The sequence below is a fragment of the Marinobacter vulgaris genome (assembly GCF_003344045.1).
Taxonomy (GTDB): Bacteria; Pseudomonadota; Gammaproteobacteria; order Pseudomonadales; family Oleiphilaceae; genus Marinobacter; species Marinobacter vulgaris.
In genome coordinates, this window is record NZ_QFWX01000001.1 from 1 (window position 1) to 14,640 (window position 14,640).

Annotated in this window: 15 protein-coding genes; 7 read left to right on the forward strand and 8 right to left on the reverse strand. The window is 51.0% G+C overall.

Annotation, left to right across the window (positions count from 1 at the left end; genetic code table 11):
* Positions 1–48 precede the first annotated feature (48 nt).
* Positions 49–507 (reverse strand): metallophosphoesterase, encoded by a 459-nt coding sequence (locus DIT71_RS00005; protein ID WP_114611160.1) that lies wholly within the window; start codon positions 505–507, stop codon positions 49–51.
* 233 nt (positions 508–740) lie between these two features.
* Here DIT71_RS00005 and DIT71_RS00010 point away from each other — a divergent pair, with 233 nt between their 5' ends.
* A complete protein-coding gene (locus DIT71_RS00010; protein WP_114611161.1) occupies positions 741–1,082 on the forward strand; it encodes a hypothetical protein in 342 nt (113 codons plus the stop codon).
* Between the two features lie 66 nt (positions 1,083–1,148).
* Positions 1,149–1,499 carry an MbcA/ParS/Xre antitoxin family protein gene (locus tag DIT71_RS00015; protein WP_114611162.1) on the forward strand — a complete coding sequence of 117 codons (351 nt, stop codon included), beginning with the start codon at positions 1,149–1,151 and terminating at the stop codon, positions 1,497–1,499.
* Between the two features lie 291 nt (positions 1,500–1,790).
* Here DIT71_RS00015 and DIT71_RS00020 read toward each other — a convergent pair whose 3' ends face one another.
* Together DIT71_RS00020 and DIT71_RS00025 are read right to left on the reverse strand one after the other, a co-directional pair.
* On the reverse strand, positions 1,791–3,350 hold the full coding sequence (locus DIT71_RS00020) for a hypothetical protein (protein WP_114611163.1): 1,560 nt from the start codon (positions 3,348–3,350) through the stop codon (positions 1,791–1,793).
* Between the two features lie 655 nt (positions 3,351–4,005).
* On the reverse strand, positions 4,006–4,671 hold the full coding sequence (locus DIT71_RS00025; RefSeq protein WP_114611164.1) for a hypothetical protein: 666 nt from the start codon (positions 4,669–4,671) through the stop codon (positions 4,006–4,008).
* Positions 4,672–4,939: 268 nt separating this feature from the next.
* Here DIT71_RS00025 and DIT71_RS00030 point away from each other — a divergent pair, with 268 nt between their 5' ends.
* Genes DIT71_RS00030 through DIT71_RS00045 form a run of 4 tightly spaced genes read left to right on the forward strand, consistent with a single transcriptional unit; the run spans position 4,940 to position 10,037 of the window.
* A complete protein-coding gene (locus DIT71_RS00030) occupies positions 4,940–5,548 on the forward strand; it encodes a TnsA endonuclease N-terminal domain-containing protein (protein ID WP_114611165.1) in 609 nt (202 codons plus the stop codon).
* Between the two features lie 34 nt (positions 5,549–5,582).
* A complete protein-coding gene (locus DIT71_RS00035; RefSeq protein WP_114611166.1) occupies positions 5,583–7,556 on the forward strand; it encodes a DDE-type integrase/transposase/recombinase in 1,974 nt (657 codons plus the stop codon).
* A 37-nt stretch (positions 7,557–7,593) separates the two neighbouring features.
* The gene (locus DIT71_RS00040) at positions 7,594–8,532 is read left to right on the forward strand and encodes a TniB family NTP-binding protein (RefSeq protein ID WP_167507443.1); all 939 of its coding nucleotides are present in this window, start codon (positions 7,594–7,596) and stop codon (positions 8,530–8,532) included.
* Positions 8,529–10,037 (forward strand): TniQ family protein, encoded by a 1,509-nt coding sequence (locus tag DIT71_RS00045; protein WP_114611168.1) that lies wholly within the window; start codon positions 8,529–8,531, stop codon positions 10,035–10,037. The genes DIT71_RS00040 and DIT71_RS00045 overlap by 4 nt, the downstream gene beginning before the upstream one ends.
* 354 nt (positions 10,038–10,391) lie before the next feature.
* Here DIT71_RS00045 and DIT71_RS00050 read toward each other — a convergent pair whose 3' ends face one another.
* Complete coding sequence (locus DIT71_RS00050) at positions 10,392–10,715, reverse strand: hypothetical protein (protein WP_114611169.1); 324 nt, start codon at positions 10,713–10,715, stop codon at positions 10,392–10,394.
* Between the two features lie 58 nt (positions 10,716–10,773).
* On the reverse strand, positions 10,774–12,843 hold the full coding sequence (locus tag DIT71_RS00055) for a bifunctional diguanylate cyclase/phosphodiesterase (protein ID WP_319921915.1): 2,070 nt from the start codon (positions 12,841–12,843) through the stop codon (positions 10,774–10,776).
* Here DIT71_RS00055 and DIT71_RS18060 point away from each other — a divergent pair.
* Entirely contained in the window at positions 12,831–13,016 is a 186-nt protein-coding gene (locus DIT71_RS18060) for a hypothetical protein (RefSeq protein ID WP_227537884.1), read from the forward strand. The two genes, DIT71_RS00055 and DIT71_RS18060, sit on opposite strands and share 13 nt — an antisense overlap.
* A gap of 135 nt (positions 13,017–13,151) precedes the next feature.
* On the opposite strand, the gene DIT71_RS00060 is transcribed toward DIT71_RS18060, so the two are convergent.
* Genes DIT71_RS00060 through folE form a run of 3 tightly spaced genes read right to left on the reverse strand, consistent with a single transcriptional unit; the run spans position 13,152 to position 14,600 of the window.
* Positions 13,152–13,610 (reverse strand): CoA-binding protein, encoded by a 459-nt coding sequence (locus DIT71_RS00060; RefSeq protein ID WP_114611170.1) that lies wholly within the window; start codon positions 13,608–13,610, stop codon positions 13,152–13,154.
* 16 nt (positions 13,611–13,626) lie between these two features.
* Positions 13,627–14,007, reverse strand: coding sequence for a dihydroneopterin triphosphate 2'-epimerase (gene folX / locus DIT71_RS00065; RefSeq protein WP_114611171.1), 381 nt, complete (start codon positions 14,005–14,007; stop codon positions 13,627–13,629).
* Between the two features lie 26 nt (positions 14,008–14,033).
* The gene (gene folE, locus DIT71_RS00070; protein ID WP_114611172.1) at positions 14,034–14,600 is read right to left on the reverse strand and encodes a GTP cyclohydrolase I FolE; all 567 of its coding nucleotides are present in this window, start codon (positions 14,598–14,600) and stop codon (positions 14,034–14,036) included.
* Positions 14,601–14,640 lie beyond the last annotated feature (40 nt).

Below are 14,640 nucleotides of genomic sequence, written 5' to 3' on the forward strand. Positions count from 1 at the left end.
ACACCTCGCTTATGGTGGCGATATTACCACCTACGTTGGTGTCCGGAATCATTGGACCACTACAATTGGAGTCACGACGGTATCGCGTATACCCGCTGGTGGGCCATGAGTAACCAATACATCAGTGTTGAGTGGGATCCGTTGCCACTGCGTTCTGAGCGGCTCACCACGATCAAGGTTGAAGGCCCAATCGCGAAACCTGGGGGTCCAGGGGCTTCCCCAAAAATAAAAACCGCCAATCGTAATCCCGGAATCCTCAAGGTAAGTAGCGTTTGTAACGGTCGCACGCGCTCTTTCCGAACGAGTCTGAAAACACCAGTCATGATTACCAGCTATCAGGATTTTATGTTCGTGGGGGAGGGTTCCAAGCCAAACGTTGAGATCCTCCAAGTCAAAAATCCCTCCGATTCCGAGCGAGTCCCCTGCATGAATCAGTAGATCCCCATCCGGAATATGCTTAATGTCTTCATGCTTGCCGTGCGTGTCAGATATGCAGACAATTCGCATGTGAAACCCCTATCGAGAGAAATCCAGTTTTTATATGTGTCGCTCATGTGATCATTTACTTTTTATTTTTGACTTTCTGTATTTCCAATATAGACTTCTCCTTGTTGTGTGTAAATAACTGTTTTTAAACAATAATTAAACTATAAATAATTATTTTATTAGTTAATTTTAGAGAAATTAAATGAGCGATTTGTAAGCTTCTAATATAAATAACTTTAATTTGGTGAGTTGGTATGAGTGACAATAAGAAGGTGGTTTCAGCGAACAAATACCTGCGGAAAAAAAGATTGATTGAGCATGCCAGGGCCTGGGAGGAAGCATTGCCTCCAGCGTCTCAGAGGTACCGAAATCTGATTTTTCAGTATCCCGAGGATTTGGCAACGCAGGGGCGGGAACTGTTGTTTCGCATGCTCGATTCAGCAGCCGAGCGGAATAATCAAAAGCTCGTGATATCTGATTGTCATTACGGTCGGGCGGGGCTGTACGTTTCGATCGATGAAATTGGCGGTGACGTGGAGAACTCCGTAGATATTGATGAGATCGTTGAAGAGTGGCGCTGCCGGGACAGCCAATGAAATTGTCAGGGGCATATCCGAAAACGGGTAGTCGCCAGCCATCCACTACGAATCGGGAGCAATCTCATGGAAAAGGAAAGACAGCTTTTAAAGGACACCGACCCCTCGGTTGTCTCCAACACTGCGCTCAAGGTGTTTCGTCGAATAACTGAGGAATGGGGACTATCTGAACAAGAGAAGTTTCAGCTGCTTGGAGTGTCGAGTAGCTCGGATATTGTAATTTCGAAAAAGACGCTTGAACGTATTTCGTACGTGCTGGGCATTTACAAGAACCTCCGGATTTTGTTCCCAACTCAACAGCAGGCCAATAGCTGGATTAAAAAGCCAAACGCCGGTTTTGATGGGGAATCCGCGCTCTCTGTCATGATGAGGGATCCTTCCATTGTACGAAGGTATCTCGATGGACAGCTGATTTAAGTGGTGCCGAACTCAAATCAATCACTTTCTTCCACTGCACCGGGGTAAGCCCATACACAAGAATTCACGTTCCACCAATCAATCCGACGACAATTGGAAGCCGGAATGAAACCAGGCTCCGCAATGTTTCAAAATAGGCGATACGAGGCTGAATAGGACCGCATTACCTGTGTCTTGATCCTGGTGACAAGCAGGTGTCTACTTTCCCACCGACCTTGCCACATTACTGGATTGCCGAAATTGTATGGAGCTGTTCCAGAATCAAAATAACCGCAAAAGGCGTACGCAGTATTATCGAAGCCTGAACATGTTTCGAAGCGCGAGCGCCACGAGAAAGACCAGGACAGCAGAAATGACACCATGGACGATACCAAACATCATGACGATACCGGGTACAGCGTGAAGATTGTCAAACAGGGATAGCAACGCAGTTGATCGGGCAGCAACACTTGCGCTGGTGAAGGGAAAAAGATTGGCAGAAGCCAGCGTAATAGCCCCTTCCATTGAGGCAGAGACCGTCTTGGTGGTTTGTGTCAGATAGAAAATTATGGTCAGTAGATAAAAAAGGGTGAGTCCGATTATTGGACGAAAAACACTGCGACCGTAATCACTGAAGATGCTGTACATCTGAACCAGCAGTAAATGAACCCCTGTATAAGCGTGTCGGAAATCGGCACGATATTCAACGGCGTTGGCATCAAGCGCAAGTCTATGGTTGCCGCTGTCTTCGGCCAGTATTTTCAGCGCACGGAATAGCAAATGCTCATCTTCTGGGTAGACTTCTTTGCCGAAGGTTGTTTTCAGCGCATGGGCTGAAAGGCAATAGAGTGTTGGGCGCGTCATTTTGAACCACTCGACGGAATGGTGTTCTGCAATAGCCGGGCGTTGAGTGGGCGGCCTAAGCATGAGCGGATCAATATCGATGTTGGTCAAGAAAAGTGTTCTTGATACGGAAAGCAGTCTCAGATCGAGGCTTGTCGGACCTGAAATATTATCAAGAGTCAATGAACCTTCGATCACCGCAGCATTCATTGATAGAAGCGGGCAGTCAGTCCATGTCTCCGGTGAAAAAATCATGGTGCCGGTAAACGACATAGCGGCCATCGATAGGCTGCACTCTTCACATGATAAATTGTTCAGGTCAAATCGGCGCGCTTCGATCTGGGCATTATCGAAAAGGATGCGAAAAAACCGGAAGCTGGTTTGTCCGATAGACAGGGTTTCGGCTCGAATGACCGCGTCCGAAAAGTTCGCTAAATGGTCTTCAAGTGGCTTAGATGTATCTCCAAACACTGAACCGTTGAAGCCAAAATAGCGACAGTCTATCTTGCATTGTCCGAAGTCGACTCTGAGCTTGTCCGTGAAGTCGCCAGCAAGAAAAGAACAATTAGAAAAAAAGATTTCAGAGCAAACGAACTTAGCAGAGCTGAATGATACGCCTTCGTGAAACATTGCTTCTGCGAAGTCGAGAGTTTCACAATTAAATTCGGTATTAATGAAAAAAATCCAAAAGCCAGCGGTGTTATCAATTTCGCTCTCTGAAAAGATTGCTTTATGGAATAGAAGATCTTTACAGACGAACTTTACCCCTGAAAAAGAGACCCGCCCCAGAAATCGAGCCTGTTCAAAATTGATTGTTCCCGAAGGGAATTTGTATGGCTCGAAATCTAGTATTTCTGAGCCCGAGTCGAAAACAGCGAACTGAAAATCGACCGACTCATTTGGATGCTCATCCACCCACTTATTCCAGACACGCGGTCCAAGTTTGAAGCGCTCAAGGTCTGACCGTCTCTTCTCATCTATGGTCAAGAAGTGCTCGTCATCAGATTCTTCATCTCCAGAATTGATCATGTTTCAGTGACCCTCATATGAGGTGAGGAAACTTGTTTTCATCTTGGCAGATATTGTGTAGGCGATCTGCGAAGGACCTGAAATCAAAATTTGGGTCGCGAGAACGATTGGGGGTCGAGGCGGATATCCTATCAAGCTGCCGCAATCAGTCGTCCTTGTCATTATCATAAGGAAAGCAGCAACCATGAATTTTGCAACACCTGAGCGCAATGATTGGTCTCAGCTGACTGGTCTTGGGGCTGTTGCCAGGAGATGGATGTAGCGGTGCTTTTATTGTAAATACGACAATCAATGAGCTTTGTTAGCAGAATGGCAATAGCCGAAACGTGTCAATAAACGCAGGGTCAAGTATTGACTGACGGACTGCTGCTGTTGGATTATTTATAGTCTTACGATTACTCGATAGTGTAGTTGCCTCAGAGTAAATCTAAAACTGTTGAAGATTGAGCGGTCCCTTTATCACAAGCACACACGAAGCTTTTCGGTAATTTCGGAGTCGCGAAGCACTGTGACAATGATTCGAATAGAACGTCCCTGTCCTGCTGCACTTAGGGTGTTGTTGTTAATTTCAGGGAACAGGGGGGTTAGCTTTTTAAGGCTATGATTTTCCTGTACTAACTGGAGACTATGCTCTTCACAATCGGAACACCCGATGCTACTTGAGTAGTTTGATGTCTATACTGGCTGCTTCAAGAGCGCGGTGAACACGCCGGCGATACTTATCTGCCGTGCCACCGAATTGGTCTGCGAGATCCACAAAGCTCCAGCCCGCCAGATTGCACTTTATCAAGTCGATATCTTCTGAAGACATTCCCTTTTCGAGCAGGATTTTATCCACTCGGTCTCCATCCGCAGCGTCAAAGCTCCCAGCATCGCGCATATGTTGATCCCAGAAGTCGGCGTCATCTGCCAACGTAGAGTTAATCTGGTGCCTGGCTCGTGAGCCCGCCTCACCTTTTTCATTGCTGCCAGACCAGCGCCTAAGGCGCGTATTGCAGTAATGAGAGACTCCCGTTAACACGTACTTGGAAACCGGATGTCTGAGCACCTCGCTTTTCGGCCTTTCGTCCTTTTTTAGTGGTCGGAACTTCCCTTTCTCTAAAACAGGGCAACTTTGATAGCGGGCGTTCAGAAGAGCCGTGGTTACCGAATTCAGGGCGTCCTCGGAAATTTCCCTGATCTCTGAACCCCCACCCTCTCCAAAAAGATGCCCCAGCTTTTTCCTTGCGACGGAAAGGGCCGCCTCCCTTACGTAGCCATGCATTGCATTAGCCGCAATATCAGATGGGCTGAAGGTCATTACTGATTCTGTGACGTCCATTGATCATGTCCCCTTTGCGTACACCGACCAAAAATTAACAAAAAGTAATAAAAAACTTTGTGCGGGAAAATTTTCAGAATTCCGCAAGTTTTTTTCATTTCTCTGTCCGGTTTTCGCTCTCCATTTAGTTACTTACCAATGAAGAGAGAGCGAAGGAGTTATTTTCGATGAAATTAAATATTCAATGAAAACAGATGATTACAAACTTGAACTGTTCAGAATCTGAGCTATTCACTGAAGCCCCGGACATCAAAAATTGGAATCACACATGAAACAACGCGAACTGGCCAAACAATCACCGATCCGCTCCTCATATCTTTCTTACTCAGCTCACTATGATCGAGTCTTTGCGGTCGAGAGCACGCTTGAGCTGGATTATCTCAATCTGGTCCGCTTTGAGCGTAAAGCCGACCGTGTGGAAAGCCAGCCTTTTTCAATTCAGTTCCATCTCAGACGGCGTCCCAGACGCTATACGCCGGATTTCCTGGTCGTTGAAGGCGGAGTCGAGTATGTCGACGAGATCAAAACCGCCAAAGCCGCGAACCAACCGGAGTTTTGCCACAAGGCCTCAAAGCTTACCCGGTATTTTGCGGAAAGAGGCCAAGTCTTTCGGATTTTTACAGAAAATGACATTAGGATCGGATACCGCGCCCAGAACATTCGGTTTCTGGCTCCGGTTCTCGACACCTCTACGCCCATGAAAGAACTTGCCACTCTTCTGAACGCAAGCTCGGCACGCTCTGCCTCCATGTCTGGACTACGCGAATACGTCAGTTACCTGGAAATTGAACCGTCATTCGTCCGCAGGGCTGTTGCGCATCGACTCATCTCCTGCGATTTGACCAAGCCCTGGTCTGAACTCGAACTGCACTGGTAATAGCACCCGCCCAACCCGAGGAGAGACACTGGATATGATCAGTTCTATTGCTTTGACAGGAAATCGCGTTTCTTATCGAGGGTTGCTGGCAACCGTGACGGTGCTGCCTGATACAAGCGTTGCTTTGACTTTTGACGATGATCGTCACAAGACGCTGATCAAGGCTCGTGCCGATCTTGAAGCTGAATTTCACAAGACACTTCACCTGATTCCGAAACACCAGGTCGCTGCACCAAAGGCACTCGACTTATCCTTAATGGATCTTGATGAACTCAACCGCCGTTCAGCTTACGTCAAGGAATTGCGTCGGGTAACCACGAAAAACCATATTGGCGGAATCAAGATCAGGCGACAGGTGATCGCCAGAATTGCCCGAGAGATTGGTGATAGCCATCCGGTTTCCCCTGCTCAACTCGCGCGATGGTCCGCCGATGCCAATCAAAGCCCACATGGCGTTGCAGTAACCCTCAACAAGGGCACCCGTCGTCGCAAGTCATCGTTCTCTCAGGATATTCAGGATTTTGCCCTTGAGATGATCGACGATCATTACCTGAAACTGGGCAAACCGACGGTTCAACATGCCTACAACTGCTTCATTGAGGAATTGGAGGCCAAGTTTGAGGCCGGTTCATCATTCCCAAGGGTCGAACCTCCGTGCCGCGAAACATTCCGCAAATGGATCAAGGGTATGGAAGATCCGATTGAGAAGATCAGGAAGCGTGAAGGCAAGCGCGCGGCAAAGGAAGCGTCGCGCAATGCGACGAAAAAAGTTCGGATTGACCGAATTCTCGAACGAGTCGAAGCTGACGCAGTAAATCTGGCAATCGGTGTGAAAGATGAGGCAGGTCGCTATCTCGGGCCGGTTACAATTTTTGCAGTGATGGATTGCTACTCCCGTTCAATTCTCGGCCTGGTGGTTCAAGTCGGTCGCGGCGAGTCATCTGGCTCCGTGATTGACAGCTACAAGCATGCTATTTGTCCAAAGCCGATCGATTATCTTCCCTCGAGTGTTGAAAGCGACTGGCCGATGTACGGTGCCCCGGAAGTGATCATCAGCGATGGTGGCACGGGCTATGCCAGTATTGCTACGCAAGCCTTTGTAATCGATGCCGGTTCTGAATCTCGGATTGTTGAGACATATGCGGGCTGGAGAAAGCCATTCATTGAACGGTTCTTTTTAACGCTTCGCAGGGGCTTCGCACAAAACCTTCGCAGTTACTGCGGGAAATATACGGATCGCCCAAATCTGGATGCAACTATTCAAGAGAAAGCATCCATGACACTTGGCCAGTTTCGTACGGCCCTCCACGAGTGGTTGCTTGATACATACCACCATTCTCCCCATCGCGGGCTGGAAGGTCGCACCCCTTACGATGTTTGGGAAAACCAGGTCTCCGATTGGCCCCCTTACTTACCGACTCATTTTGAGCGGATTCAGCTCACGAAAGGGGAGATCAGGACCTGCACTATCTCCAGCGAACATTGCCACCAGGGAGTTCGCGTGAACAATCTTCAGTACAACGATCCGGAGGGCAGGGTCAAGCTCATTGGGATGAGGCTCAAGCAGAGAGGGTTTGAGCCTGAAGTAACTGTTCAATACACCTACAACGATGTGTCTTCGGTCAACGTCATTGATCCCGAAACTGACGAAATTATTCAGGCATTCGTTACTGACGAGAGCATTCCGGCTGGCATGAGTTATGCCGAATTAGAAGTTCGTCGCGGCCGAACATACAAGGATAAAGGTTTTACTGGCAAACCTCGGGCGAAATCAAGCAAGACCGTTCAAGAGGCGAATAACGAACACGATGCCCAAATGCGCTCTTGCGCCTCACGGAAGTCATCGCGCGCGCCTACGGAAAAGATTCATGAGGCGATCCGAAGCAAGAGAGAAGACGAGGATAGGGGTTTTGACGAATTCGACGAGGGTTGGGAAATGTCTGATTCGCAGACCGATGAATCAAACCTAATCGATTACGACGACGACGGGGACTATGAAGATGACTAGCAGGGCAGACAGTCAGTCAGTTGGACTCGCACCATCCGTGAAAGAGTTTGCGAAATGGCGAACTCAGCACAACCGGTTTGTTGAAGCACTGAATGAAATCAGGCTTACACACTCGATGTCTGGTGTCGAGGGAACAGGCATGCTCGTCATGGGTGTCCCCGGCCTTGGCAAATCCTCTATTCTGAAATCCTACCGCAAGCATCACCTGGAAAACCGTAAGGATCTGGAAGGGCCCGATGGGTCGAAAGAGCCGATTATCCTGGTTTCTGTACCGTCAGAGCCAACGCAGAAAACACTGATTCAGCAAATCCTTCGAGCATCCAGTTACGAAGGTTCCATCAAAGGCACTGCTGAGGAGCTAAGGCAAAAACTGGATGAGTTTATTGTTGAAAGAAGCGTCGAAATGTTGATTCTTGACGAGTTTCAGCACTTTTTGCCGGAGCAGGCAAGTTCCAACACGCGAGGGGTCGTGAATCAGATCAAACTCGTTATGGATACGCACAAGCTTGCGGTCGTCATGGCAGGGACTCCTCCGGGGTACCGTTCGATTGCAAAGCACGAGGAGCTTTACCAAAGGTTTGCTCACCGACAGGTGCGGCTGAAGCCATTCAATGCTGACGATCGGCTAAAGGAGTTTTGCAAATACATGCACGCGTGCAGACGTTCCCTTGAAAAGAAAGGTTTTGGGATTATTCCGCTCGAAAATGAGGAAATGCTGACAAGGCTATACCTGGCAACTAAAGGTATTCCGAGGCTGATCACGCACCTGCTAATGGCGGCCATCACGAATACTGGGCCCGGAGAGACCGTCGGCCTGAATGACTTGAGGCGGGCTTTTTGCGGGCGCTCCCTGAATCCTGCCCTTGGAAAATTCGATCCATTTTCTGCGCCGCCCGAGCAGGTAAATGAACGGGCCCGGAAAGCGCTCAAAGCGGCACGGATTGAAGACTCCAAGCATTGGACTGTTGAGGCATGAAACGGCTTGCTGCGCGTCCCGTTCCGGTTTCTGGGGAATCACTGAACGGTTTTCTGCTTCGGGTCGGAAAAGTGAACTGCCTGTTCGATCCCTCAGAAATTTTCGAGGTTCTGGGATGTCATCAGTCTACAAAACGCTACAAGGGTTGGCACGAAACAGTCAGTGAAAACTTGGTAGTTGCCCTCGAAAAAAGACTGGAGCGGCCTATTGGGCATCTGCTTACGCATTTCGCGTTAATCGACAGTCTAAGTTGGACTGATGAACTCAACCGGATGATTCGGGATGTTCGCTATGGGTATCCGAGAATCTGTCCCAAATGCGTGGCTGAGCGCGGTATCCTGGACTGGAGATGGAACCTTGCCTTCACTTCAACATGCCCAAAACACTCGGCATTGCTTGTTTCCAGGTGTCCAAAATGCGACAAGGCGATGAAATGGTCATCGAGCCTGCTTATCGGATGCTACGGATGTGAGGAGAGTTGGGGAGAAATCGAAGGCCAACCGGTAACTACTGTTTCGAGCACAGAATCGATGATCTGGGATACTTTGGGCAACGATCCAACCTCAATGAATTCCGATTTAATTCACGACATCTGTCGGGCAATTGCTTATGTCATGAGGCCCTTCGATACGATTCACGACAGTATTACAGCGGCTCCACTCCTGACTGACCACTCAAGCTACGTGGCGAGGGCGTACAGAGTTCTCGAAGATCCAGAAGTTTTTGCACTTTGGCGTAAGGAATGTCATCAGCAGAGAAATGATCTACTGCCCTTGGGCGACGCGCAACTTGAGGCTCCTTGTCAGTTGTTTGCAAAAGGACTCCTGAAAGTCTGGAATGGACCGAGCGAGGGTTTTGCGATCCCATTCGACACCTTTTCCAAGGTAAAAACGTTCCCCGAGAATACCCGATATATTTCACCGGCGCGTCGGGACAGACATTTCGAAGCCGAAGGTGGCGTTGATTACAGGTATCAACACCGTATTTCCTCGATGGCACGAGTAACAGGCTGGGATGAACACGCTGTCCATGACCTGTTTAATGGCGAAGTTTTTCCTACCCATAAAAATATCACCCAGTCTCGCCAGCGCCGATTTGACGGACGAGCCATGATCAGCATTTTTCTGGAATTCCCCGACTTTGCTACCGAGACTGCAATCGAGGTAAGAACTGACTCTGCGGTCTTTCGAAGGAATCTGACCACTCCAGGTCGGTTGATAAATGCTGTTCTGAGGAAGGTAGTTCCCGGAGGATTTAAGCGAGGGGACTTGCTATCCAGTATTTACGTGGACCGATCAAGGTTTGAAGCGTGGCTTGTTAATGAGCGAACGTTGGCAACACGTCGCTCCGTCCATTTAACCGATGTCATTGCGGCGCTTGAATGCTCCGAATCAGAAGTAGGGCGTCTCGTGGGCGAGAGGAAGCTCAAGTGGGCAACACATCGTGAATGGCAGGAATGGGTCGATGGGCCATCACTGTTCGAGTTTATGCTTCAGGGGGATTAATTCCCCCGACCCAAAATTCTACGTCTGAAGACGCTGTCCTATTCCTACTTTCCCGTCCATGAAAACTTCCTGGAGCCCAGCCGGGTGCTTCACGTGCTTTGAGTATCCCCGCGAAAGATTGCCCAATTCCTTCACTCTATCCCTGAAATTCAATCACACCTGCTTTGCCTAATTCCCCCTTTTCAGCTATATATACAAGGATTAGGGTAGCGACTGCGCCTTTTTCCACGTGCTCGCGCAAAAATCTCACCTTAAAGGTGAAAATGAATGAAAAATCCCACCTTAGGCTGGTCATCCCAGCTCCGTAAATTTGCAGGCACCTCCGAAACCCCCTAATCCACTAGGAGCGCGATCTCACCTTATCTTTGGATCGACAGACCGGAGGAAGGTGCCACAGGCCTTGCACTGGTCCGGGGCCATCAGCTTGGCTTGCCAGCCAATTTTGTGCCCGCAGGCAGGGCACTCCAGGCGCAATTGCAGGACGATGATAGGAGTGATCAAGACGGCAATGAGAATACCAAGCGGCCCCCAGCTATCACCGCTGGAAAGCCCGAGCTGGCTACTGAAGACCAGAATCACGATCAGCGAAAAAAACGCGAAAATGAAATAGGTCTTGTTCCAGGACTCCCACTGCCGCAAGCGGTCGTTCTGTTCCTTGGTCAGATAGTTTGAACTCATTAGTCGATACCTTGGATGCTGATACCGCAATAGTGGTGATTCAAGGCACTCATTTCAATCAGGTACCCACCGGCGTTTCGACATTCAGCAGACCGGCGCTCAACGCCTTCTCGAGTTCAGCGGCAGGCAGCGGGTGGCTGATCAGGTAGCCCTGGATAAGGTCGCAGCGGTGATTTTTCAGGAAGTTCAGCTGTTCCCGGGTTTCCACCCCCTCGGCCACCACCTGGATGCCAAGATTGTGGGCCAGGTTGATGACGGCGCGGGTAATCACCGCGTCGTCGTGGCGCTCAGTGACATCGGTAATGAAGGACCTGTCGATTTTCAGCAGATCCACGGGGAAATCCCGCAGGTAACCCAGCGAGGAATAGCCAACGCCAAAGTCATCGATGGCCAGGTGCACCCCCAGCTTATGAAGTTTCGATAGCTGGTTGAGGTTGTGCTCGATATTCTGGATGAAAATCTCTTCTGTCAGCTCCACCTCCAGGCGGTCGGCGGGAACGCCATGAGCGTCCAGCACTTCCTGAATATGGTCAACAATACCTTCATCATCCAGTTCCCGGCCTGACAGGTTCACCGCAATGCGCAGATTGGCATAGGGGCTGTTCTGCCATTTCGCCAGCTGCCGGCACGCAGCCCTGACCACCCAGCGGCCAATATCGGTGATGCGCCCGCTTTCTTCCGCCAGGGGAATGAAGTCCACAGGCGGCAGAAGGCCGCGGCGGGGATGCTGCCAGCGGATCAGGGCTTCCACGCTGTTGATGGAGGAATCATTGAGATCCAGCTGGGGCTGGAGGTAAAGCACGAATTCATCGTTGGCCAGGGCCTGGTCCAGATCCTTGTCCAGCTCCAGGCGCATGACTTCCCGATCCTGCATGCCCTCGGTATAGAACTGGTAAGTGTTGCGGCCCTGCTCCTTGGCCCGGTAAAGCGCCACGTCCGCATTACGCATCAGGGTATCAGCGTCCAGTCCGCTCTGGGGATACACCGCGACTCCCATGGTGGCGGTGACGCCGTGCTTTTCGCCCTGGACATCAAAAGGCTCTTCAAAGCATTGCTTGATCTGGCCCAGCAGATTGATGACGTCGTCAATGGTTTCCACATGCTGTTGGCAGATCATGAATTCGTCCCCGCCGGAATAGGCGACCATGATCCTCTCGTCGCTGAGGGCGTTCAGACGCTCGGACACCTTGATCAGCAGTTCGTCCCCGAACTGGTGACCGAGGGAATCGTTGAGCATCTGGAAGCGGTCAAGGTCGATCATTACCAGAGCTACCTGCCGCATCTGCCGGTCCGCGATACTCAGGGTGTGGACCAGGTCCTCCATGAAAAAGCGGCGGTTGGCGAGGCCAGTCAATGTGTCGGTGGTCTCGAGCCGTGCCAGATCCTGCTGTACTGCATGACGCTGGCCGATTTCCGCATCCAGTTCCTGGCGGGTTTTGAGCAACGCCTGATTGCGTTTGAGAATCTGCTGCACCAGCAAGGTTGTGAGACTGGTCAATATCCCCATACATAACATGACCACGAAAGTGACAAAGGGCCAGTCGTTGCGCTGGTCTTTCACCCAGGAAACGGACGGGGAAACTGTCAGCGTCCAGTCCATGGTTGGCAATTCAACGCTGGCACTGCTGGCGAACGAGGGGCTGGTGGTGACCGACTGGTTCAAGGCATACGTGGGGCTGCCAGCTTCCAGTATATCGATGCGGAAGGACTCCAGGGCGCGCCTGGAAAGCAGTTGCCTGGCAAGGGTCTCCATTTTGAAAACGCCGGCAATAAAACCGTTGTTGGCCTCACCGGAGAGTATGGGTGCGTAAATGACCAGTCCTTTGCCGCCCTGTTTCAGGTCGATAACGCCGGAAATATCGAGACTGCCGGTAGACCTGGCGAATTCCAGAGCCTGCCTTCGTTCCGGTGAGAAGGCGACGTTATAGCCGATGGCCTCTTCATTGCCCGCGAGAGGTTCCATCCAGCGGATAACAAAGTTCCCGTCGATCCACTCGATTGCCTGGTAGACACCAAAATCCGCCAGGTAGTTTCGCGCATCCTGCTCCCAGACCTCCCGGGATATATACTCGGGTCGGCTGCCAGCCGTTTCGCCATTCGGCGGATGGCCTCGGCATGAACCAGGAATTCCCGCTCAAGGCGATTGGCCATGGCGAGAGCTTCGTTGTCCAGATTGACCTGGATCTGGGCGCTATCCTGCCTTTTGATGCCGTTTTGCAAAACCAGGGCTATTACCAGAAACACGAGGAAAATCAGTGCTGGAAATGCCGGGTTCAGCAAGACCCTGATAAACAGGGCTAGCGCTGAGGCAGGTTTGTCCACAAAGTGCTCCGGTTGCTGAAGTTCACTGAACAGGATATCGGCTGAATTATACCCATTATGAGGGATAACCGAGATGATCTGTTACCCGTTGTTGAATCCATGCCCGGAAATGGACTACCGGTCTTCGCGCGGGGACACTGCTGGTTGGGTCAGAGGGGGTATGCCCAGACGTGGGATTTCCTGCTTGGGGCATTTGTCCATGACAACGGTAATGCCTGCTGCTTCCGCCCGTAACGCACCCTCCTCATTAATGACACCGAGCTGCATCCAGACAACCGGTATCTCCTGTTTGATGGCAGCGTCGATGACCGGATCGGTGCGATCAGGGGCAAGGAAAAGGTCTGCCATGTCCACCGGTGTGGTAAGCGAAGCAAGATCGGGATAAACGCGCTCACCGAGAACCGTTTTGCCCGCTAACCTGGGGTTCACCGGTATCACCCGGTATCCGCGTCCCTGAAGATAGGCCATCACCTCGTGGCTGGGGCGGTTGGATTTGTCACTGGCGCCGACCAGGGCAATAGTGCGGACGCTTTCAAGTATTTTTCGCAGCTGTTCGGGATTGTTACGGGACATGGAGGGTACCGGTTGGTCAGGTGGCCCGGTGTGCCTCGAGACAGACAGACACCGATTCGGCATAGCGTAACGCATGGGGCTTGTCGATTTCCACTGCTGCCCAGCTCACTGCCTCGTGCTCCATGACAATGCTGAGCACTTCATGGGTAAGGCGCTCCAGGAGGGCAAAACGGTTGCCGTCGACATGGCTGATAATCTGTTTGGTGATGGTGCGATAGTTCAGGGCCACACGGATATCGTTCTGGTTGATCGCCTCCGCAGCATCGTAGGTCAGCCGGACATTGATCAGTACGTCCTGCTGATTGCTGATTTCCTCTTCCTTGATGCCAATATAGGCGCGTAACAGCAGGTCTTTTATGCGCACGGTTGCTTGGTGGTTTCCGGTCACGGCACTCATCTGGCCTCCTGGTTGTTGGTGGACATTCAGCGGTCCCGGATCAGCGTCAGGAATTCGGTCCGTGTGGCCTGGGACTTCCTGAACTGGCCCAGCATCATCGAGGTCTTCATACGTGAGTTCTGCTTTTCCACACCGCGCATCATCATGCACATGTGTTGGGCCTCAATAACCACGGCAACGCCTTTGGCGCCGGTGACCATTTCAATGGCCTCAGCTATTTCACGGGTGAGATTTTCCTGGATCTGCAGCCGGCGGGCATACATGTCAACAATGCGTGCAAACTTGGACAGCCCGAGAACCTTGCCCTGAGGCAGGTAGGCAATATGGCATTTGCCGATAAACGGCAACATGTGGTGCTCACACATGCTGTAAAGCTCAATGTCCTGAATCACCACCATTTCATCCATGGCGGACTCGAAAACAGCATCATTGACCAGGACCTCGAGACTCTGCCTGTACCCCTGGGTGAGAAACTGCATGGCCTTGGCCGCCCGCAGTGGCGTGTTTTGCAGGCCCTCGCGGTGAGGATCTTCGCCCAGGCCGGCGATAATATGCTGAAAATGGCTGGCCAGGTCGTCAAGCTTGTTGGTCATAGAGGCTTCCGGTGTCGGTAGTCGGTTCAAAGGCGAAAGC

What these genes read in the sequence shown, in the direction of transcription:
- folX (WP_114611171.1), bottom strand. Translation starts at nt 14,007, where the DNA reads ATGAGTGCCGTGACCGGAAACCACCAAGCAACCGTGCGCATAAAAGAC.
- DIT71_RS00045 (WP_114611168.1), top strand. Translation starts at nt 8,529, where the DNA reads ATGAAACGGCTTGCTGCGCGTCCCGTTCCGGTTTCTGGGGAATCACTG.
- DIT71_RS00050 (WP_114611169.1), bottom strand. Translation starts at nt 10,715, where the DNA reads ATGAGTTCAAACTATCTGACCAAGGAACAGAACGACCGCTTGCGGCAG.
- DIT71_RS00020 (WP_114611163.1), bottom strand. Translation starts at nt 3,350, where the DNA reads ATGATCAATTCTGGAGATGAAGAATCTGATGACGAGCACTTCTTGACC.
- DIT71_RS00025 (WP_114611164.1), bottom strand. Translation starts at nt 4,671, where the DNA reads ATGGACGTCACAGAATCAGTAATGACCTTCAGCCCATCTGATATTGCG.
- DIT71_RS00035 (WP_114611166.1), top strand. Translation starts at nt 5,583, where the DNA reads ATGATCAGTTCTATTGCTTTGACAGGAAATCGCGTTTCTTATCGAGGG.
- DIT71_RS18060 (WP_227537884.1), top strand. Translation starts at nt 12,831, where the DNA reads ATGAACCAGGAATTCCCGCTCAAGGCGATTGGCCATGGCGAGAGCTTC.
- DIT71_RS00005 (WP_114611160.1), bottom strand. Translation starts at nt 507, where the DNA reads ATGCGAATTGTCTGCATATCTGACACGCACGGCAAGCATGAAGACATT.
- DIT71_RS00030 (WP_114611165.1), top strand. Translation starts at nt 4,940, where the DNA reads ATGAAACAACGCGAACTGGCCAAACAATCACCGATCCGCTCCTCATAT.
- folE (WP_114611172.1), bottom strand. Translation starts at nt 14,600, where the DNA reads ATGACCAACAAGCTTGACGACCTGGCCAGCCATTTTCAGCATATTATC.
- DIT71_RS00060 (WP_114611170.1), bottom strand. Translation starts at nt 13,610, where the DNA reads ATGTCCCGTAACAATCCCGAACAGCTGCGAAAAATACTTGAAAGCGTC.
- DIT71_RS00010 (WP_114611161.1), top strand. Translation starts at nt 741, where the DNA reads ATGAGTGACAATAAGAAGGTGGTTTCAGCGAACAAATACCTGCGGAAA.
- DIT71_RS00015 (WP_114611162.1), top strand. Translation starts at nt 1,149, where the DNA reads ATGGAAAAGGAAAGACAGCTTTTAAAGGACACCGACCCCTCGGTTGTC.